The sequence below is a fragment of the Thermoflavimicrobium daqui genome (assembly GCF_003313465.1).
Classification (GTDB): domain Bacteria; phylum Bacillota; class Bacilli; order Thermoactinomycetales; family Thermoactinomycetaceae; genus Thermoflavimicrobium; species Thermoflavimicrobium daqui.
Map to the genome: position 1 here is coordinate 159602 of NZ_KZ845663.1, position 20093 is coordinate 179694.

23 protein-coding genes are annotated in these 20093 nt (G+C 38.2%); 5 read left to right on the top strand and 18 right to left on the bottom strand.

Annotated elements, in window-relative coordinates; genetic code table 11:
* Positions 1–50 precede the first annotated feature (50 nt).
* The 9 genes from yajC to DL897_RS00840 all read right to left on the bottom strand — a co-directional run bounded on the left by yajC (position 51) and on the right by DL897_RS00840 (position 7182).
* Complete coding sequence (yajC, locus tag DL897_RS00800; protein ID WP_338067063.1) at positions 51–377, bottom strand: preprotein translocase subunit YajC; 327 nt, start codon at positions 375–377, stop codon at positions 51–53.
* A gap of 127 nt (positions 378–504) precedes the next feature.
* Positions 505–1641, bottom strand: a complete 1137-nt coding sequence (gene tgt / locus DL897_RS00805) for a tRNA guanosine(34) transglycosylase Tgt (RefSeq protein ID WP_113657226.1) — start codon at positions 1639–1641, stop codon at positions 505–507.
* 91 nt (positions 1642–1732) lie between these two features.
* A complete protein-coding gene (gene queA / locus DL897_RS00810) occupies positions 1733–2767 on the bottom strand; it encodes a tRNA preQ1(34) S-adenosylmethionine ribosyltransferase-isomerase QueA (protein WP_113657227.1) in 1035 nt (344 codons plus the stop codon).
* A gap of 80 nt (positions 2768–2847) precedes the next feature.
* Positions 2848–3066 (bottom strand): DUF2905 domain-containing protein, encoded by a 219-nt coding sequence (locus tag DL897_RS00815; protein WP_113657228.1) that lies wholly within the window; start codon positions 3064–3066, stop codon positions 2848–2850.
* A complete protein-coding gene (gene ruvB, locus DL897_RS00820) occupies positions 3063–4061 on the bottom strand; it encodes a Holliday junction branch migration DNA helicase RuvB (RefSeq protein ID WP_113657229.1) in 999 nt (332 codons plus the stop codon). The genes DL897_RS00815 and ruvB overlap by 4 nt, the downstream gene beginning before the upstream one ends.
* A gap of 12 nt (positions 4062–4073) precedes the next feature.
* Positions 4074–4688 (bottom strand): Holliday junction branch migration protein RuvA, encoded by a 615-nt coding sequence (ruvA, locus tag DL897_RS00825; protein ID WP_113657230.1) that lies wholly within the window; start codon positions 4686–4688, stop codon positions 4074–4076.
* Positions 4685–5185: a crossover junction endodeoxyribonuclease RuvC gene (ruvC, locus tag DL897_RS00830; RefSeq protein ID WP_206186467.1), complete on the bottom strand. Its 501-nt coding sequence runs from the start codon at positions 5183–5185 to the stop codon at positions 4685–4687. The genes ruvA and ruvC overlap by 4 nt, the downstream gene beginning before the upstream one ends.
* 133 nt (positions 5186–5318) lie before the next feature.
* Positions 5319–5867, bottom strand: coding sequence for a hypothetical protein (locus DL897_RS00835; RefSeq protein ID WP_113657232.1), 549 nt, complete (start codon positions 5865–5867; stop codon positions 5319–5321).
* 436 nt (positions 5868–6303) lie between these two features.
* A complete protein-coding gene (locus DL897_RS00840) occupies positions 6304–7182 on the bottom strand; it encodes a polysaccharide deacetylase family protein (RefSeq protein WP_113657233.1) in 879 nt (292 codons plus the stop codon).
* A 247-nt stretch (positions 7183–7429) separates the two neighbouring features.
* Between DL897_RS00840 and DL897_RS00845 the strand changes: the two genes are divergently transcribed.
* On the top strand, positions 7430–8350 hold the full coding sequence (locus DL897_RS00845; RefSeq protein ID WP_113657234.1) for a DMT family transporter: 921 nt from the start codon (positions 7430–7432) through the stop codon (positions 8348–8350).
* Positions 8351–8547: 197 nt separating this feature from the next.
* Here the strand turns inward: DL897_RS00845 and DL897_RS00850 are convergent, their stop codons facing one another.
* From DL897_RS00850 to DL897_RS00875, 6 genes are all read right to left on the bottom strand, one after another.
* The gene (locus DL897_RS00850; RefSeq protein WP_113657235.1) at positions 8548–9285 is read right to left on the bottom strand and encodes a sporulation protein; all 738 of its coding nucleotides are present in this window, start codon (positions 9283–9285) and stop codon (positions 8548–8550) included.
* 137 nt (positions 9286–9422) lie between these two features.
* The gene (locus DL897_RS00855) at positions 9423–10175 is read right to left on the bottom strand and encodes a YebC/PmpR family DNA-binding transcriptional regulator (RefSeq protein WP_113657236.1); all 753 of its coding nucleotides are present in this window, start codon (positions 10173–10175) and stop codon (positions 9423–9425) included.
* 131 nt (positions 10176–10306) lie between these two features.
* Positions 10307–11155 (bottom strand): NAD+ synthase, encoded by an 849-nt coding sequence (locus DL897_RS00860; protein ID WP_240627225.1) that lies wholly within the window; start codon positions 11153–11155, stop codon positions 10307–10309.
* A 5-nt stretch (positions 11156–11160) separates the two neighbouring features.
* Positions 11161–12009 (bottom strand): nitrilase-related carbon-nitrogen hydrolase, encoded by an 849-nt coding sequence (locus DL897_RS00865; RefSeq protein ID WP_168188581.1) that lies wholly within the window; start codon positions 12007–12009, stop codon positions 11161–11163.
* Positions 12010–12081: 72 nt separating this feature from the next.
* Positions 12082–13029 carry a phosphotransferase gene (locus tag DL897_RS00870; protein WP_113657238.1) on the bottom strand — a complete coding sequence of 316 codons (948 nt, stop codon included), beginning with the start codon at positions 13027–13029 and terminating at the stop codon, positions 12082–12084.
* A 21-nt stretch (positions 13030–13050) separates the two neighbouring features.
* Positions 13051–13761 (bottom strand): LysM peptidoglycan-binding domain-containing protein, encoded by a 711-nt coding sequence (locus DL897_RS00875; protein ID WP_168188582.1) that lies wholly within the window; start codon positions 13759–13761, stop codon positions 13051–13053.
* Positions 13762–13870: 109 nt separating this feature from the next.
* On the opposite strand from DL897_RS00875, the gene DL897_RS00880 reads away from it, so the two are divergent.
* From DL897_RS00880 to DL897_RS00890, 3 genes are read left to right on the top strand one after another with little or no spacing between them, the layout of a single operon-like run.
* Positions 13871–14671, top strand: coding sequence for a GDSL-type esterase/lipase family protein (locus tag DL897_RS00880; RefSeq protein ID WP_113657240.1), 801 nt, complete (start codon positions 13871–13873; stop codon positions 14669–14671).
* A 2-nt stretch (positions 14672–14673) separates the two neighbouring features.
* Positions 14674–15603, top strand: a complete 930-nt coding sequence (locus tag DL897_RS00885; RefSeq protein WP_113657241.1) for an ABC transporter ATP-binding protein — start codon at positions 14674–14676, stop codon at positions 15601–15603.
* Positions 15596–16579: an ABC transporter permease gene (locus DL897_RS00890; RefSeq protein WP_113657242.1), complete on the top strand. Its 984-nt coding sequence runs from the start codon at positions 15596–15598 to the stop codon at positions 16577–16579. The genes DL897_RS00885 and DL897_RS00890 overlap by 8 nt, the downstream gene beginning before the upstream one ends.
* Before the next feature lie 84 nt (positions 16580–16663).
* On the opposite strand, the gene pheA is transcribed toward DL897_RS00890, so the two are convergent.
* Both pheA and DL897_RS00900 read right to left on the bottom strand, forming a co-directional pair.
* The gene (pheA, locus tag DL897_RS00895; protein WP_113657243.1) at positions 16664–17545 is read right to left on the bottom strand and encodes a prephenate dehydratase; all 882 of its coding nucleotides are present in this window, start codon (positions 17543–17545) and stop codon (positions 16664–16666) included.
* A 114-nt stretch (positions 17546–17659) separates the two neighbouring features.
* Positions 17660–18109: an ACT domain-containing protein gene (locus DL897_RS00900; RefSeq protein WP_113657244.1), complete on the bottom strand. Its 450-nt coding sequence runs from the start codon at positions 18107–18109 to the stop codon at positions 17660–17662.
* A 153-nt stretch (positions 18110–18262) separates the two neighbouring features.
* Here DL897_RS00900 and DL897_RS00905 point away from each other — a divergent pair, with 153 nt between their 5' ends.
* Positions 18263–18733 (top strand): low molecular weight protein-tyrosine-phosphatase, encoded by a 471-nt coding sequence (locus DL897_RS00905; RefSeq protein ID WP_113657245.1) that lies wholly within the window; start codon positions 18263–18265, stop codon positions 18731–18733.
* A gap of 50 nt (positions 18734–18783) precedes the next feature.
* Here DL897_RS00905 and obgE read toward each other — a convergent pair whose 3' ends face one another.
* A complete protein-coding gene (obgE, locus tag DL897_RS00910; protein WP_113657246.1) occupies positions 18784–20091 on the bottom strand; it encodes a GTPase ObgE in 1308 nt (435 codons plus the stop codon).
* Positions 20092–20093 lie beyond the last annotated feature (2 nt).

The window sequence follows — 20093 nt, forward strand, 5'->3', positions numbered from 1 at the left end:
AATTATATCCTTCCGGTTTTGATAGGAGGGAGTGTTCACAGCTAAAGTAATTACTCAGCTTTGGCTACTGTTTCTTCTTTATTCTCCTCAGTTTTTGAGGTTGAGTTTCCATCAGCATTGACCACAGAATTGATCGCACTGCGCTCAAAAACCAGACGAGTGTTATCGCTTACTTTCAAAGTGACTTTTTCATCAGTCAAATCGACGATCGATCCATGTAAACCTCCAATGGTTACAACTTTGTCACCTTTCTTTAACTGGGACAACATCATGTTACGTTGTTTTTGGCGTTTTTGTTGTGGACGAATCAAGAAAAAATAAAATACCACAATAATCAGAACGGGGAACAACAATCCTTGTAATGTCTGCATATTCATTTTCTTCGACCTCCTGGGTTTGATTTAAATTAAAGCTATTATCTTATTAGCCACTGATCGTTTTTGAACATACTCCCAAGCCTGACTCCTACGGCATTTACCCTCATGCAAACGATCTGATTGGATCTTAAAACGCTGTTTGTGGGGTAAGTGACCCATAGTATTGAAGCATAAACTCATTTTGAAAGTCTAATAAACGATCTTCTTGAATAGCACGACGTACTTGCTTCATTAACTTGAGTAGGAAGTACAAGTTATGATATGAAGTGAGTCGAATACCCAAAGTCTCATCTGCTTTGATCAAATGCCGTAGGTAAGCTCGTGTATAATTACGACAAGTATAGCAATCACAATTTGGATCTAAGGGAGTAAAGTCTCGTGCAAACTTCGCATTACGGATGACCAAACGCCCTTGACTCGTCATTGTCGTTCCATTGCGAGCAATTCGTGTTGGTAACACACAGTCAAACATATCAATACCATAAATAGCCCCTTGAATCAATGCATCTGGTGAACCTACTCCCATCAAATAACGCGGTTTATCTTTGGGAAGAAGTGGAGTTGTATATGACAAAACTTCATACATTAACTCTTTAGGTTCTCCTACACTTAAACCTCCTACAGCATAACCTGGTAAATCTAAATCTACCAGTTGTCGTGCACTTCTTTCGCGTAAATCGCGAAACATTCCTCCTTGCACAATTCCAAATAATGCTTGTTCATCAGGTCGCTGATGTGCAGCAATACACCTCTTAGCCCAACGATATGTACGCTCTGTCGATGCCTCCACATATTCGCGTTCTGCCGGATAAGGTGGACATTCGTCAAATGCCATCATGATATCTGAGCCCAATGCATTTTGAATCTCCATCGCTTTTTCCGGACCAATAAACAACTTTTCACCACTTAAATGGGAGCGAAATGAAACCCCTTCTTCAGTGATTTTCCGTAATTGACTTAAGCTAAATACTTGAAAACCACCGCTATCCGTTAAGATAGCCCGATCCCAATTCATAAACGAATGAAGCCCACCTGCTTCTTTAACGATTTCATGACCAGGTCTTAAAAAGAGATGATAAGTGTTGCTTAAAATAATTTGTGCGTCCATCTCTTTCAGCTCTTCAGGGCTCATCGTTTTTACTGTGGCTTGTGTTCCGACTGGCATGAAAATGGGGGTATCAATCGTTCCATGTGGTGTATGTATACGCCCTAAGCGGGCACCTGACTGTTTACATTCCTTGATCAACTCATAACGAATAGCCAAGACTCTTCCCCCTATTGTAATCCATTATACATAATCTTGTCGTTTTCCTGCTACCCCATTATAGTAAGTAAAGGTAACCAAGTACAAGTTTTTAAATGATTAACATACAATCTCCAAAGCTGAAAAAACGATAGCGTTGCTTAATCGCTTCATGGTATGCCTTTAAGATATGCTCTCGTGAACTAAAAGCACTTACAAGCATAAGTAATGTGGACTGTGGTAGGTGAAAATTGGTAAGTAGTCCATCTACCATTTTAAATTGGTAGCCCGGATAAATAAAAATATCAGTCCAACCATTACATGAAGCAGCTTCCCCTTTATTTAAACTAGCTACTGTTTCCAAAGTTCTGATCGAAGTCGTCCCTACAGCAATTACACGACCACCTTGCTTTTTGGCTGTATTTATGATCCGAGCCGTTTCTTGATTCATTTCATAGTACTCTGCATGCATCTGATGTTCTTCGACTTGTTCACTTGTGACAGGACGAAATGTACCTAACCCAACATGAAGCGTGATAAAAACAACGTGAACGCCTTTTTTTCTAATCTGATCTAAGATCTCTTCTGTGAAATGTAAGCCTGCGGTAGGGGCAGCAGCTGATCCAACCACTTTCGAATACACGGTTTGATACCGCTCAGGATCATCCAGCTGCTCATGAATATAAGGGGGTAATGGCATCTGTCCGAGTTTAATGAGTAATTGATCAAGATCACTTTCTTCATATAATAGTTGAAAAATACGCTCCCCTGCGACCTCAGTACTTTCCTTAGCAACTGCTTGAAGCTGTCCATCTCCAAATGAAATAACCGTTCCCTCTTTTACCCTTTTTGCTGGTTTTACCAAAGCTTCCCATCGATCATTACCGAGTGGCTTCAATAACAGCAATTCAATTTTTGCCCCTGTCTCTTCTTTAACCCCAATCAAACGTGCTGGGCGAACTCGACTATCATTTAAAACCAGTACATCTCCTGTTTGCAGTTGATCAACAATACTTGGAAAATAGGTATGATTCATATCGCCTGTTTTCCGATCCATAATCAATAGGCGGGAGCTCGAACGCTTTAGATTTGGTGTTTGTGCAATCAGTTCTTTAGGTAATTCAAAATCAAAAAGCGATACATCCATAATTTACCTCCAATTTCTCATCCATAAAAAATCATTAGGTCACTCTATGAATGGACCTAGATAAAAAGAAAAACGCCCGTTTACCGAAACAGGCGAAACAAATAGGCAATAAGTGATAAGACCAGGCTTATCAATATACAAGTGACAATCGGAAAATAAAACTTCACCTTTCCTTTTTCAATGAAAATATCTCCTGGTAGTTTCCCAAATGGAATCAATTTACCACCTACTTGCCATAAAAGCCCAACGATAATTAAAATGACTCCACCGATTATAAGTATCTTAGCAACTGGGTTCATTTTGGCCATTCGACTCCTAAGAACTGACAGCACTTCATTGTCACCATACGTCCACGCGGTGTACGCTGTAAAAAGCCAATTTGCATCAAATAAGGTTCATATACATCTTCCACAGTATGCCGCTCTTCACCAATCGATGCCGCTAATGTATCTACACCAACAGGACCACCACGAAAGTTTTCGATTATTACTTTAAGCAATCGATGATCCACATGATCTAATCCCAGTTTATCCACTTGAATCCGATCTAATGCATAACGTGCAGCCTCTCCAGTTATAATTCCGTCTCGTTCTACTTGGACAAAATCACGTACACGTTTTAATAAACGATTTGCAATCCGAGGGGTTCCACGAGCCCGTGTAGCAATTTCTAATGCTCCCTCTTCATAAATTCCCACTCCAAGCAGATCAGCTGAACGCATCACAATAAACGCTAGATCTTCAACTGAATAATACTCTAATCGACTCACTACTCCAAATCGATCACGCAAAGGGGCTGACAGGGAGCCAACACGAGTCGTTGCTCCAACCAAAGTAAAAGGAGTTAAATCAATACGTACTGATCGAGCACTAGGCCCTTTACCAATGACAATGTCTAAAGCAAAGTCCTCCATAGCGGGATAAAGAACTTCTTCTACGGAACGATTTAAACGATGAATCTCATCGATAAATAATAAATCATAAGGTTGTAAATTAGTTAAAATCGCTGCCAAATCTCCTGGACGTTCGATAGCAGGACCAGAAGTTGTACGTATATTTACCCCCAACTCATTAGCGATAATATGAGCAAGGGTTGTTTTTCCCAAACCAGGGGGACCATAAAGTAAAACATGATCAAGTGCTTCATTGCGCATTTTAGCCGCTTCGATATAAACCTTGAGATTCTCTTTTGCCTGATTTTGTCCGATATACTCACTTAAATATCGAGGGCGCAAGCTAAATTCGACCGTCTCATCCTCTGCAGCCATTTTTGCTGAGATGATCCGCCCTTCCATATGCGACCCTCCCTATCTTTTTAGCGAAATTTGTAAAGCTTGCTTAATCCATTCTTCAGTCGATCGTACTTCACTTGTCTTATTCTTAGCTGCCTCAGCAAACCGTCTTGCTTCTTCTTCCATATAGCCAAGCCCCATCAAAGCATCAATGACATCACGCAGATGAGGGATAGTTAGATCCGAATCCATCACCTGTGAATTTTGTATTAGATTTAGACGCCCTTCCCATCCCTGTTTCATTAATTTATCTTTGAGATCCAGAATGATACGAGCTGCCGTTTTTTTCCCAATCCCAGGTAAACGAGTCAGAAACTTCATATCCTCAGTCTGGATCGCTATAACGACTGAACGCAAATCTCCACTTGCGATCATAGCTAATCCAGCTTTTGGGCCAATGCCTGATACATCAAGCAACAAGCGAAAAAAATCTCTTTCATCTTTTTCTAAAAAACCATATAGCAAATGGGCATCATCTCGTATCACTTGATGGGTATAAACAAACGCTAGATTACCTTCTACTAACTTAAAAGGATTAGGCACAAATATTTGATATCCTATTCCGCCAGCCTCTATAACCACATAGTCAGACTCGATATACGCCACGTTACCTTTCACAAAGTCAATCATTTTAATACCCCTCTCCATCCTCTAGCAACTTGAGATGAGTGGGCTTCACAAATGGCAATAGCTAACGCATCTGCAACATCATCTGGTTTTGGTACTCTTGGTAAAGAGAGGATAGCCTTAACCATTTCTTGCACCTGTTTTTTTTCAGCTCGTCCATAACCAACAACAGCCATTTTCACTTGTCCTGGAGTGTATTCTGTAATCGTTGCACCTGCCTCTTCAGCTGCTAGCATGATCACACCACGGGCTTGTCCTACGATCATCGCTGTTTTCTCATTTTTATTAAAAAATAACTTTTCAATCGCTACGACTTCTGGATGATAATTCTCGAACAAAGTAGTGCAGGCATCATAGATTTGCTTTAAGCGAGTTGCCGTAGAAAGCTTAGATTCTGTGCGAATGCTTCCATAGTCTACAGGCTTAAAATTATTTCCACACTGATCTAATATGGCAAATCCAACAATTTCAATCCCTGGGTCAATCCCCATAATTCGCACAAATTTCTTCCTTTCCCAGTCGAACATCCATTCCATTTTCTCTATTATAGCATACAAAAAAACAGAGTTTGGAGATTTTTTCGTCAATCAGACTGTGTTTAAAACTCAAGTGCCACTCTAGATCTCTTTTCTATTATTTTTTCTCTTTTCCTTGCTCTTTTTCTTTACTAAATCGAAGATTCATTTGTTTAATATCTTCATCAGTAGTCGATTGTGCAAAGATTAATAGCTCTTTACTTAACTCACGTACATGTTTTAAAGACATCATCGTACCATCTTGCAGTCGAACTCCAATTCCTTTAGTCATCGGAATTAATTCAACCAAACCATAGGTTCTCTTTTCGGGTTGCTCATAGAATTTCTTATATTCTTGGACGAGCAAGTCCCTAATTGGTGTCATTTCTTTTTCGATTCTTTCTAAACGACTATATAAATGGTCCAAATCAACTTCATTTTCTTCGTTCAGATCAATTAAATGTGATTTCATCATTTCCTCTAACATAGCAATAATCTTTTCCTCTTTAAATCCTGTAATGTCTTCAATAACTTCAATATCATCATATTGGATAAATGTATTTAATAACACATACTGCTGATGATTTAATCCCAAATGACGATGATATCGTAATAATTTTTTATTTAGTCTAGCTAATAACTGTTCATTTGGAGTGCCTTTACTCATCGCTTATTTCCTCTCCTTCTTATCTACTTAACCATTTCATTCTAAACATAAAGTATGATATATGATTTGACTATTATGTGAAAACCTTAAAAAATCCTCTTCACTTATTCGGAAGAGGTAACCCCGTGATGAAGGAAAATGGCATAAAAATTTCTAGCTTCCCTTTCGTCAGACAAGACAGAATAATCTTATGCTGGCTATATTTACGATCAATAACCTATCTATAACGACTCCTATGAATCTCTTTTACGCTCCCCTCTTTTCCTGTTATTTTTAGCAACATGGAGAATTATAACATACAACCCAAGTTTTCGGTCAAAAATCTTTCTCTTCAAAATTATTTACTGCCTTCCCTGACAAAAAATAATAATAAGGCTTCTGAACTTTTTAACATAACATGATCCAAAAGAACAGAAGCCACGGGTGCAATACTTCATTATTTAAATGAATTAACATAAGATGGAATATTCAGTAGCTTATCAATTGTTATGATTTCATAGTCATTTTGGCGTAAATAGCGAATAATTTGTGGCAGAGCATCCACAGTTCCTTGTAAACTTTGCCCACCACCCGCTGAATGCAGAAGGATAATTGCTCCAGGACTAACATGTTCACGAACTTCTGTCATGATTTTACTCGCAGGTCGTTCCGTCCAGTCTTTGGTATCTACATTCCAGTTTATAATCGTATAGTGACTTTTGGCAATGTAGTTTTTTAGCTCCTCACTTACCTCCCCAAAAGGAGGACGAAATAAACTGGGTTGAACACCTGTATGATGATGTATAAATCTCTCTGTATTTTTGATCTCCCATTTTATCTGTTTCGGAGAAATTTTCCTAAAATCTGGATGATCCCAAGAATGATTGCCAATTAGATGTCCTTCCTTAGCGATTCGCTTCAATACAATTGGATATTTAATAGCATTTCTCCCCATAATAAAAAATGTTGCTGGTACTTTTTCCCTTTTTAATATATCAAGAATTTTAACTGTGTAATAATCATCAGGACCATCATCAAACGTTAAAGCCACTTTTTTAGAGTATGAAGGACCTTGACGATAAATGATCTGCTTTTTTCCTTGATCCACCTGATGGGCTTTGTCTGTAAGAGATAGCTTTTTCGACTCTTGTACGATAGGCTCATCGTCAGCTGGAGATAATTGATTTTTATGATGATCCGTATTTTTGGAGCCTGTTTCCTTCACTGTAATACGAGGATCTTGCATAGACAATGGGTTCATCGATTGATCTTTCTTAACAGTACATCCTAGAAGAATAAAGCTAATAAAAAGTAAGCCTGTTATTAAATATCGCATTTCATTCACTCCTATCTTTGCCTAGTATGTACCAAAAATACTTAAACCATGAATAAAAACGACTTGAGGCTAATCATGATTTAGTTTTGTCCTTGATCTAATCGAACTTTTTCATCGAATTATACAGCTTGTACTAAATTTAATAACAAAAAATAAGAGTATCTTCCCTGCTCTTTGGATTCGCCTTTATAATAAAAATAGAAATGATTTTACATCTTTTCTTATCTTAATGAGGGGAGAATCCGTTATGAAACAGAAGCAATTTTTTTCTATACTCATACTGATAGCAATTAGTTTTATCTGGGGATCTACCTTTGTAATTGTCCAAGACGCCATCACTACCTTGCCCCCTTTTTCCTTTAATGCCCTTCGCTTTTTAATTGCATTTATTCTTTTGTTTTTCTTTTTGTTTTTTACCAAATCATCCTTAAATTTTACACCTGAACTAAAAAAAATACATTTTCGCTCCGGCTTTTTATTAGGAGCATTTTTGTTTTTAGGCTATGTCCTTCAAACATTTAGTCTTTTATACACTACCTCTGGCAAATCCGGTTTTTTAACAGGTCTATCTGTCGCTCTAGTTCCCATACTTTCTCTATTCATTTTGAAAACAAAGCCGAAATTATCTGCTATCGTAGGGATTATATTTGCCTTAGCAGGGCTTTATTTACTTGCTTTTACAAACTTTAATCAAATCAATCAAGGTGATTTGCTTGCTTTCTTATGTGCTATCTCCTTTGGTTTGCAAATTGTCTATACGGGAAAATATACAAATCAAACATCCGTGATCCATTTGGTTACGATTCAATTAGGAACAGTCGCACTACTTAGTGGTATTTCAGCTATTTTTTTCGAACCTTGGCGAAATATTTTGAATACAAACATTATCCTTCATCCTAGTGTTATCTCAGCTTTAATTATTACAGCGATCTTTGCCACCGCACTCGCATTTTTGGGGCAAACATATATTCAAAAATATGCCTCTCCCACCCAAGTAGCATTAATCTTTGCTCTTGAGCCTGTTTTTGCTGCGCTTACGGATTATTTTTGGAACCAAAATGAAATAGGGGGGCGTGGAGCATTTGGCTGTCTCCTTATTTTATTTGGGATGATCTTGGCAGAAGTGAATCTATCTAAACTATTTAAGCCACGCAAAAAAGTAAGTTAGAAGAAAACAGCTATACAGGGCTAAGACAACCAGATTTTCATGCTCCAATGAAACCGTTTGATGGACAATAATTGATTGAAGTTATTGAAAAAAGGTTGCTTCTTTTAAAGCAACCTTTTTCGGATTGTATAATATATTTATAATCATATGTATATTTATCCTAATCAATACCATACCAAATCCACTGTTCTATCCATTTAAATTGCTTGCTCTTTATGAATTAATTGATCGAGTACCTTAATAAAAAACAAATAAAGTCTTTCTCCTTCATCTTCCAGATCACTTTGTTGCATAGAAAAACGAACCTTTTTCCCTTTTACTACTCCTCCTATTTGCCTTCCTAACTGCAAAATAAACTTCCCTTCACCTAAATGTGTAATAGTAAAATCACTTAAATAAAAATGATAGGGATAAGGAATACCAAATTTATACTCTTGATAATAAGGGAAGGTGGTTGAAAAATCGAGCCAATTGGTATTCATCCAGATTAAAGGAAAACCCATCCGGGTTAAGACTTGAAAAATTGTTTCTAGGTAAGGATGAGGTAGCACTTCAAGTACATCATTATCGCGGAAAGTACAAGCTTGATGCAGATATAATTGGGTCTTTAAATAAATAGAAAATCGATTTGAAAAACTAATTGGCATGACTTCTGGTAAAGAGATAGAAAAAGGAAACATGCGAGTTTCTTTAGGGGTAAGACAAATCTGATCAGAAACTTGGATTTTACTCCAGATGGTTTGGGTTTCTTTTGTTCCTATTCGATTTTTTACCACGAGCTCAATGTTTACTCCACGAATAATTTGCTCCATTTGACCCCCTTCTAAATTAATATATCCACGAATGGTTTCTCCTTGACGAAACTGGGTTTTTTCCAGTAAAGTATCAGCCCTTGCCATGCCCATTTGAACTGTAGCTACTAAATGATTGAACATGATGTATCACCTTCCATGAATGGTATTTTATTACTATTTTAATGTTTTTTCGGATAAATTCAACTATTTTGTAAATAAATAAAATAGTACTATGCCTAAATAAAAAAACCTCGACCATCTGGCCAAGGTTCTTTTATTTAGGCATATTTTGCTAGCTCATCTTCGTCTACATCAAAATTTGCATATACATTCTGGACATCATCATGATCTTCTAGTGCCTCGATGAGTCCTAGCATCTGTTTTACCGTTTCACCTTGAATATACATCTTATTGGAAGGAATCCATGTCACTTCTGCTGCTGTAAAGGTGAGCCCTTCCGATTCAAGTACTTTCTTCATTTCCTCAAATAGCTCTGGAGTAGTCGTAATTTCATACGCTTTTTCAGTGGCCTCAAAATCTTCTGCCCCATTTTCTAGGGAGAGTAACAACAACTCTTCTTCATCCATATTTACCTGATCACGATCTAATACGAATAAACCTTTTCGGTTGAACATCCAAGAGACACAACCCGATTCACCTAAGTTTCCGCCTCGTTTCGAAAAAATATGACGTAGATCTGCTGCGGTACGATTACGATTATTTGTTAAAGCCTCTACCATCACAGCGATTCCAGTAGGGCCATAACCTTCATAAGTAATCTCTTCATAGTTTTCTCCATCGATTGCACCAGCTGCTTTTTTGATTGCTCTTTCAATATTATCATTTGGCATATTTTGTGTTTTGGCCTTCTCAATGGCTAATCGTAGTTTTGTATTATTCGCTGGATCTTTATCACCTTGTCGAGCAGCTACATATATTTCACGTGTAAGTTTAGCGAATAATTTACCTCGAATCGCATCCTGACGTCCCTTACGATGCTGGATATTTTTCCACTTTGAATGTCCAGCCACTTCCCTCACCTCTCCTCCATATTTAGAAGCTATTTTAACGCGCCTTACTTCCTAGCTATACTTATATAAAAACATCCCTAGCCTATCAAAAGGAACTGATAAGAATTTAACCACTGGCTTAGAAATCACTTCTATACTCCCCAGTCCCGCAAGTAGCGGAAGTCAAGTCCAATCGTACGACTGCCTACTTTTAATATAACTGGAGTCACTCTTTTATACTGATTTTTCCTAATTCGCGTTAACACCTGATCGATTAGTTCTTCACGAAAGAGGGAGCATAGCTTCTCCCGTGGATATTGTTGATCTACTAAATAATATAGTAGAGAATCAACTTCTAAGTAAGTAAACCCTAGCTCCCCTTCATCTGTTTGATTTTCCCACAAATCCGCACTGGGTGGCTTTGTAATGATTTGTTCTGGAACTCCTAAATAAGCCGCCAATTGACGGACTTGCGTTTTATATAAATCACCTAGTGGATTAATCGCAGAAGCTGCATCGCCGAATTGTGTACCATAGCCAAGCAATAACTCGGTTTTATTACTCGTTCCTATGACTAATGCTTGATAATGAGCAGATAAATCATACAAAATCGACATCCGCTCTCGTGCCATTTTATTCCCTCGACGTAGGGCATCCGCTTCTGATCTAACTTCAAAATATGAATCGATCTGAGGAGTAATATCCAATGTTAGCGCCTTAACTTTGGTATCATCAATCGCTGTTTGAGCATCATCTAAACTGGCTGGACTACTTGTTTTATAAGGCATTCGAACAGCAATAACCCGATCATGACCAAACGCCCGAACTGCTAAATACAGTGAAACAGCAGAGTCAATGCCCCCAGATAGTCCGAGAATCACTCGGTTGAAGCCTACTTTTTCAACTTCTTCACGTAAAGTAGTGGTAAGTATGGTAGTAACTAACTCTTCGTCTAATCTTAAAAATGGTGCTTTTTCTAAATGTTCTTCGACCATTTTCATTTTTATCAGCCTTCCCTACACCGCTTTTTCTGGATTCTTTGTAGTTCACGTATCACTAAATCGAGATTTTCATCCCTAAGAAGAGGCATTTTAAAACGTGCACGACGAACTTGATCCATCTCCAACTGCGTAATAAATAGTTCTTCAGTAAACAAAGAAGCTGTCTTTTCGATTTCACCAAATGGATTAGCTACTGTAGATCCTCCGAAAAAGGCGACTCCATCTTCTGCCCCAACTCGATTGGCAAAAAGGGTGTACATGCCATGTTGCCCGGCATGATTTTGCATAATGGAGTACCAAGCATCTCTTGTAACTAAACCCTCAGCTTGTATACCTTTAGCAGGGGAATTCGCCATAACAATCAATATCTCTGCTCCATCTTGTGCTAAGATATAAGGAGCTGACATATGCCAGACATCTTCACAAATTAAGATACCAACCTGTCCAAAGCGAGTTGAAAAACTGCGGATGGAGCTTCCATGTCCAAAATAGCGTGCTTCATCATACATACCATATGTCGGTAAGTATATTTTACGATGAATATATCGAACCTTTTGCTCACTTGCATAAAGCGCAGAGTTAAATAAAAGGTACTCAGGACTTTGTTCTACAAATCCAAATACCACATCGATTCCATTTGCTTCAGCTATTAATGATTGAATTTCTTCGTCAGCCATCTTACGTGCGACATCGAAAGTTAAATCTAGGAGGTTATATCCCGTTAAGCTTAATTCAGGAAAAATTAACAAATCGACTCCCTCTTGTCGTGCTTGCTTAATCATCTTCTTATGTATCTCTATATTTTTATCCACCCGACCTAAAACAGACCTGACTTGCGCTATTCCTATTTTCATGTAATAGTGCCTCCTTCCAGCAAAAGCTAGCTGGTACAAATCATTTTTCATCATATCACAAGCTCTTTGGATCTACCAAGAGGAGAAGTGTTTGATAAATTCTAACCAATTTTTACGATCCAGTATAATTTTGTGGATATATGGAAGTGAATGTGTTTTTTTGTATCCTCGCTTTTGCTGAATTAAGCCAATCATTTCTCGATAAAATTCATTAGGAAATGAAAATAGTATACTTAAATATTTTTTTTCTATCGATGATAATGGTCTGGTTGCTTCATAGGTCGAAAAAATTCGTTTACCAACTTGAATCTGCCATTGATTGCTCGATAAAATACGAGTAGTGATTTGCCACAAATCTCCCAGTTGACAATCATAAGCAGCTGTATCAAAATCGATCATCCATATTTTTCCTTGCTGATCAACAAGCCAATTATGACTTGCGAGGTCTCGATGCGTTAAATATTGTCTTAGATACTCATCCCAGTTAAATCTTGCAAATGAAATACCTTCTAGTCTTTCCCAAGCTTTTAGCCCATATGAATAGAAATCTGTCCCATAAGCTCGCAAAATTTCCCCAAGCTCACCTGGTATAGAATCAGCTTGATGGAGTATACGATAAAATTGTACTAAACGATCATGCAAACGATGTATAAGAAGAAAAGCCGCCCCTTGTATTGGCGGCGTATAAAGATTACGTCCTACGTAGTGAAAATGCGCTAAAAGGCCCACACATTGATTCACTTCATCAAAATTTGTATAATTGCATGTTTTACCTTTAATGAAAGGAGTGAGCATCCATCTTTTTTGATCGGATACGATAGGAAGCATAGGATAAAAACCACGTAAGCGAAGCTCGGTATCTAGCTGTAACCACCAGCGATGTTTGGATACTGAACGTATTCTTTTCGCAATCCAGGCTTGTCGATCTGTTTTTATCAGCCAATTTCTTTGATAATAAGAAATTTCACGTACTGATTGATGAAGTAATTTTTCTATATCCTTATATCTGGGGGAATTCATCACTTTTCTACCCTTTCTAAGTTAAGCTTCACGTGAGGAGCTTTCTTTTTCAAAGGGTGTCCCACCTTCGCTGCTTGTCGCTTCATTCATCATAGGGATTGGCTCATAGGGTGGCATAGGATAAAGTGAGGACAAAGAATAAAAATAAGGATCTGGTGAATAATATGGTCCCAAAATTGGGATAGGAAACCCAGTATAATATGGCATCATATATAATTTGGGATAGGGGTAAAATGGATACTCCATTTGCATCATATTCGTTGGAGGATATCCTGTAATATATCCTTGGTCAGATGGATAATTCTTGGAATCAGTACAATCACATGATTCTACATCTTCCATATGTTTCTTGGTGCTGGACATCCACTGTGAATAATCAGGGATCGGTAATGGATGATACGAATAAAATCGGGTAAATTCAGGTACTCCTTCGTACAATTCATCATATTCAGAGTCGTTTTCATTATTAGTACTTGGTTGTTCCACCTCAGCGTTTTCGGATGTTTCATTTTTTTTAACATCTTGAGGTGTATGAGACTCCACTTCTTCCGAGCTCTCATTCTTTGGTAAAATAGGTACCTTTCCTGATGGAATACGCACTTTCGATCCTATCTCTAGCTTTTCTGTATTTGTTATTTGTGGATTAGCTTCAAGTAAACGTTCTAGTGGAATATTGTATTTTTGAACAATGAAGCTAAGTGTATCCCCAGGATGAACGATATGGATTTTCATGTATAATCCCCCTCGATGAACTTTATATTCATCATATCCTATGCGTACATGAGTAAATTTTTGCTGATTTGTCAATATAAATTTTTCATTTACAAAGAAGGGGCAAACCATGAAAAGAAAAACAACAAGAACATTCTTTCATTTGTTAGCAATTACTTCTTTTATGTTATTTTTGGTTGGCTTTATTCTCGCAGTCTGGGATTTAATGTACCCTCCAAAGACAGTCGCCTTCCAGTCCAAAAAAACAGAACAGCCTATCTCATCCGAAGAAGGGCTCTTACTTGGACTAGGAGACTCACAAACAAGAGGAATTGGTGACTCGAAAGGACTTGGCTATTTTGGAATGGTTCGTAATCAACTATCTAAAGTCACTCACGGGAAGTCCAGTGCTGTCAACTTAGCGATTAGTGGCCAAACATCTAACGATTTACTAAAACAAATGAAACAAGATAAAGTACTTTTAATGGTTCAAAAAGCAAAGTGGATTAGTATTACCATTGGTGGAAATGACTTATTTCGTGGAAGTGGTGGATTAGAAAAGATCAATTTAGAAGCTGCTGAGAAAAGTAGACAACAATACGAAAAAAACTTAAAGGAGATATTAACCCTCATTTATAAACAAAATCCAAAGGCACTCGTTTTTATATTTGGATTATATAATCCATTTGGGGATCTCGACCTAAAAGAAACATCTTCCAGCCTCGTTTCACAGTGGAACGAAACGATCCAAAAAGTTACCTCCAAATTTGACAATGCGATAATCATTCCAACCTTTGATCTGTTCCAATTAAATCCCAGCAAATATTTATATACAGATCACTTTCATCCAAATGAAATAGGTTATGAACGAATGGCTACACGTCTACTTCAAGTACTCTTAGATCAGGTAGCTGAAGGGGGAGGCAAGTAGTTATGAAACATCAAGATGACTTCGTTTTATCTGTAGAAGGACTTTCAAAGACCATTGGTAAACGTGAAATTGTTCATGACATCACTTTTCAAGTCAAAGCAGGAGAAATCTTTGGTTTTCTAGGTCCTAATGGAGCAGGTAAAACAACAACCATTCGTATGCTTGTTGGGCTTATTCGCCCAACCAAAGGAAAAATTATCATTGACGGTTATGATTTACAACAAGATTTCCTCCAAGCTATTCGTCACGTGGGATGTATCGTTGAAAATCCAGAACTTTATCCTTACTTAACCGGACGTGAAAACTTAGAACATTTCGCCCGGATGGTTAAAGGAATTTCTCAAGAACGAATTGATGAAGTTATCGAGCTTGTTGAGCTTAAAGAGCGAATTGATGATACAGTTAAAACCTATTCTCTCGGAATGCGACAACGTCTTGGCATAGCTCAAGCACTACTCGGAAAGCCCAAGCTTCTTATTTTAGACGAGCCAACTAATGGGTTAGATCCAGCAGGAATTCGAGAATTGCGCACATTTATCCGTCAATTGGCTACTCAAGAAGGAATTAGTGTTTTTATTTCTAGTCATATTTTGCATGAAGTACAGCTTTTATGCGATCGAGTTGCTATTATTCACCAAGGCAAAATTCTACAAACGAATAGCGTTACTCAACTCGTCGACCAAGAACGGAAGGTAGAATGGATCATTCACCCTGTTGAAAAGGGTGTGCAAATACTAAAACAGATTTCTTATGTTTCTCAAGTAGAAATAATCGATCAAGCTCGTATTTTAACCCACATGCCGCCCGAGAAAATCGCAGAAGTGAATCACCAGATGATTGATAAAAATATTGATGTAACTGGTATCAAACAATATAAACAAACATTAGAAGACATCTTCTTAAAAATGACGGAGGGAAATCAAGTTGGTTAGTTTGGTATACAATGAATTCTTTAAAATCATACGAAAGAAACGTATGCTGGTTGTCACACTCATTTTACTTATATTGATTCCCATCTTTACCTATGCACAATATCAAGCGGTGGATTCAGCGATGAAACAACTAGGTACCTCAGATTGGCGAGCTATTCTACAACAACAAATTATTGATCAACAGAATCGACTTTCTTCCAGTCGAATCGCACCTGAATGGAAGGAATATATTCGTCTTAATATCAAACAACAACAATACTATTTGGATCATGATATTAACCCAACTACACCCGGATCACCAACTTTTATGAGAAAGTTTATCGAGCAGGCTACCGAGCTTTTTATTCCATTGTTAGTCGTTGTATTGGCCGCTGATCTCGTCTCTTCAGAACATGCTGGGGGAACTATTAAGCTACTACTGACCCGTCCTGTTCCACGATGGAAAATCTTATTAAGTAAGTATCTCTCCTTACTACTTAGTATTTCACTCTTACTCCTAATCACAGCCATTTTAAGCTATCTAATCTCTGGAATTATCTTTGGCTATCGAGGCTGGGATATGCCTGTCCTAACAGGATTCCAGATGGAAAATGAACATTTGTTAACAGAGAACGTTCATATGGTACCCCAATGGAAATATATTTTAATGGCGTATGGACTTGCCTGGTTTTCAGCCATTGCAGTTGGAACTATCACGTTTATGGTCTCTGTTTTAGTCCGTGGCACCGCCGCAAGTATGGGCGCAATGCTTGCAGCAGTGGTCGCTGGAACCTTACTGTCTCAAGTAGCCCCCAATTGGCATGAATTAAAATATATTGCTTTTATTAACTTGAATCTTACAGACTACCTCGCAGGCAATCCGATTTTGGTCGAGGGAATGAACCTACCATTTTCATTAACCGTTTTAGCTGTTTGGTCTCTTGTTTCATTGATTATTGCTTTTGTTAGTTTTACCAGACGTGATATTTTAGCCTAGATTTAGATCATATCATCACATCAAAGAAAACAGGCACCTTTCTATCAAAAGAAAGATGCCTGTTTTTTACAAAATATAGATAAATCAACTTCCTATATGACTTGTTAGTTCATACGCAAAGCAAGGATATGATCCCAATATTCGCACCTGACAACCAAGAGCTTCGATTTCCCCGATCGCTCCTTGTAGTAGGACATGATCTTTTTGTATTTCTGCATCAACTAAAAAGTAATAGTTTCCGAGTCCGGTTTTCGTAGGACGTGATTCGATATGACATAAATTGATTTTTCGCCAAGAGAAAGCGGCAAGCACTTGATAGAGCGCTCCCGGGAAGTCTGAATCTAACATTACCTGCATACTTGTTTTCATTCTTTTGGGTGCCAAATGCAACCACTTTTTCTCTTGTTTACCCAATACAATAAAACGTGTCATATTATTAGCATGATCTTGAATATTGCTCTCTAACAGATGAAGCCCAAATATTTCTCCTGACTTCTTGGGGCCTACAGCAATCCAATACTCTTCTGGATTTTCATAAACCATTTGTGCCGCTTGAGCTGTACTGTCTGTAAAAACCCACTTACTTCCAGAAAACTCCTTGCGAAGTCGTAATTGAGACTGCGCAATCGCTTGTGGGTGTGATAAGATCTTGGTAAATTCCGAGGACGGTCGTCTGGCATGTAGTGGATGTACGAGTAAACATTGGGAAATAGGATACACGAGCTCACCAATAATAGGCACATCCACTTGATGAATTAACCAATCCAAGGTAGAGTTCACGGTTCCTTCAATGGCATTTTCAACAGGAACAACACCTTTATCGCAAATGCCCTGATCCACAGCACTAATAACATCAGGAATGGAAGAATAAGCGACTAGCTCATCATTCCCCTCATGAAATAACCATTGAGTTGCCTCATGTGTAAAGGTTCCTGCTGGCCCTAAATAGCCAATCGTTTCAATCATTTTATTAGCCCCTTATCTTGCAAGATCTTTTGTTTTAAGGAGAGATTACACCTATTCCATATAAAAACATTTCACTCCCGATATAGATGGAGAAAGGTTTTTTAACGTAACACTCTATGGAGTTTCTCCACTACTAATTACCATAGCACGATGGACTCCTCTTAGCTGTTTGAGTCCTTGTACAACTTTTTCTAATTCTTTATTTAAATGTACTGTATCAACTGACATCGAAACAGTTGCTTGACCATTGAGTGGAATTGTCTGGTGAATCGTGAGTACACTCGCCTCATTCTGAGCCAAATACCCCAATACACTTGATAATACACCTGCTCTATGTTCTAAGACCATAGACAAAGTAATTATTTTTTCTTTGACCATTTTATTAAAAGGAAATACACTATCCTTATACTTATAAAACGAACTGCGACTTAATTCAACTTGATCCACTGCCTCTTGAACAGTGACAACAGTCCCCGTTTCTAGTAACCTCTTAGCTTCCAATGTTTTTTGAATCGCCTCTGGCAACATGTTTAAACGGACTAATACAAACAGATCTTCTGACATACCAAATTGTCCTCCATATACAGTCAAATGTTTTCTTATAACGGACATTTTACAACTAGACGAATAAATGATGCAATAGTTTTTTATTTGTTTTTTACTATGTTAAGATATTCTAAGAGAGTTCTGATTACAGAAGAAGGAGAAGTAATCCATATGGTTTCCGTATTATTTGTTTGCTTAGGTAATATTTGCCGTTCTCCAATGGCTGAAGCGGTTTTTCGGTATCATGTAAGTAAAGCTGGACTTTCCGACCAGATCCAAATTGATTCAGCAGGAACTGGAGATTGGCATATTGGTGAGCCTCCTCATCAAGGTACACGATTAAAACTTCAAGAAAAAGGTATCTCCCATGAAGGCATGCGAGCTAGACAAGTCCAATTAACTGACTTCGACCAATTTGATTATATAATCGGTATGGATGATAAAAATATTGCCTCTTTAAGACAACTCCAAAAGCAAGGAAAAGCGAAAATCTATCGCTTTGTCGATTTTACACCTGATCTTGAATATGAAAAAGTACCTGATCCTTGGTACACTGGAGATTTTAATGAAACATATCGTCTTGTCGAGGCAGGAAGCCATAAGCTACTCCAGCAAATCATCGAAGAACATCATCTCAAATAAGAACAAGCCGAAGACTTACTTTGATAAAACCTTGTAAGTCTTCGGCTTTTTTACTCATAATCCACGGATTCGGTGAACTCAAATTCTAACTCACCAATTTGTACAAGATCCCCTTCTTTCGCTCCACGTTCTCTTAGAGCATCTTCCACTCCCATCTCTTTAAGCTTACGACTAAAACGCAGAACACTATCATGATAGTTAAAATTGGTCATTTGTACTAATTTTTCCACACGTTTTCCTTCAATGACAAAGATTTCATTTTCACGTCGAATCGTAAAAGCGGGTTCTTCTACTTTACTCCGATATACTTTACGCTCTTCCAGTTCTGCTTGGTCAATGACTGGTAAGCTTGCTTGTTCTTTTTCCACTTGATCCAATAAATCAGCAACCGCATAAAGCAACTCCTTCATTCCTTGATGAGTTGCCGCTGAAATCGGATAAATAGGAAGGTCTGGACCGGCTTGTTCCTTGAACATTTCCAAATAATCTTCCGCATCGGGTAGATCCATTTTATTAGCAGCAATGATTTGGGGACGATTTTCTAAATCTTGCCGATAAAGTTTGATTTCTTCATTAATCTGCTTAAAATCTTCATAGGGGTCCCGTCCTTCAGATCCGGCCATATCAATCACATGAACTAATACTTTTGTACGTTCTACATGGCGTAAAAATTGGTGTCCCAGACCGACTCCTTGATGTGCTCCTTCGATCAGTCCTGGTAAGTCAGCCATCACAAAGCTACGACCATCTTCTATTCGTACAACCCCAAGGTTAGGTACAAGGGTAGTAAAGTGATACGCTCCAATTTTAGGTCGGGCTTTGGAAACTACTGATAATAAAGTTGATTTCCCAACACTTGGGTATCCGATAAGACCTACATCTGCTAGTAGCTTTAATTCAAGTTCTATCCAGCGTTCCTCTCCTGGCTCCCCATTTTCCGCAATATGGGGGGCAGGATTTACAGGAGTCGCGAAACGCATATTCCCTCGACCCCCTCGCCCTCCTCGAGCAATAATCGCTCGCTCACCTTGCTTGGTTAAGTCAGCGATCCATTCTCCGGTTTCCACATCTTTAATCGTAGTTCCTGGTGGAACCTTAATCACTTTTGGTTCTGCATTCGCTCCATGCTGTGCTTTGGAACGCCCATTTTCTCCATTACTAGCTTTAAACTCTTTTTGATAGCGAAAATCCATCAAAGTTCGTAAGCCCTCATCAACCTCAAAAATCACATCACCTCCACGGCCTCCATCTCCTCCAGCTGGGCCACCGTAGGGAACATATTTCTCTCGGCGAAAAGCTACCATCCCGTTTCCGCCATCGCCTCCCTTAGCAAATACTTTAACTATGTCAACAAACATGC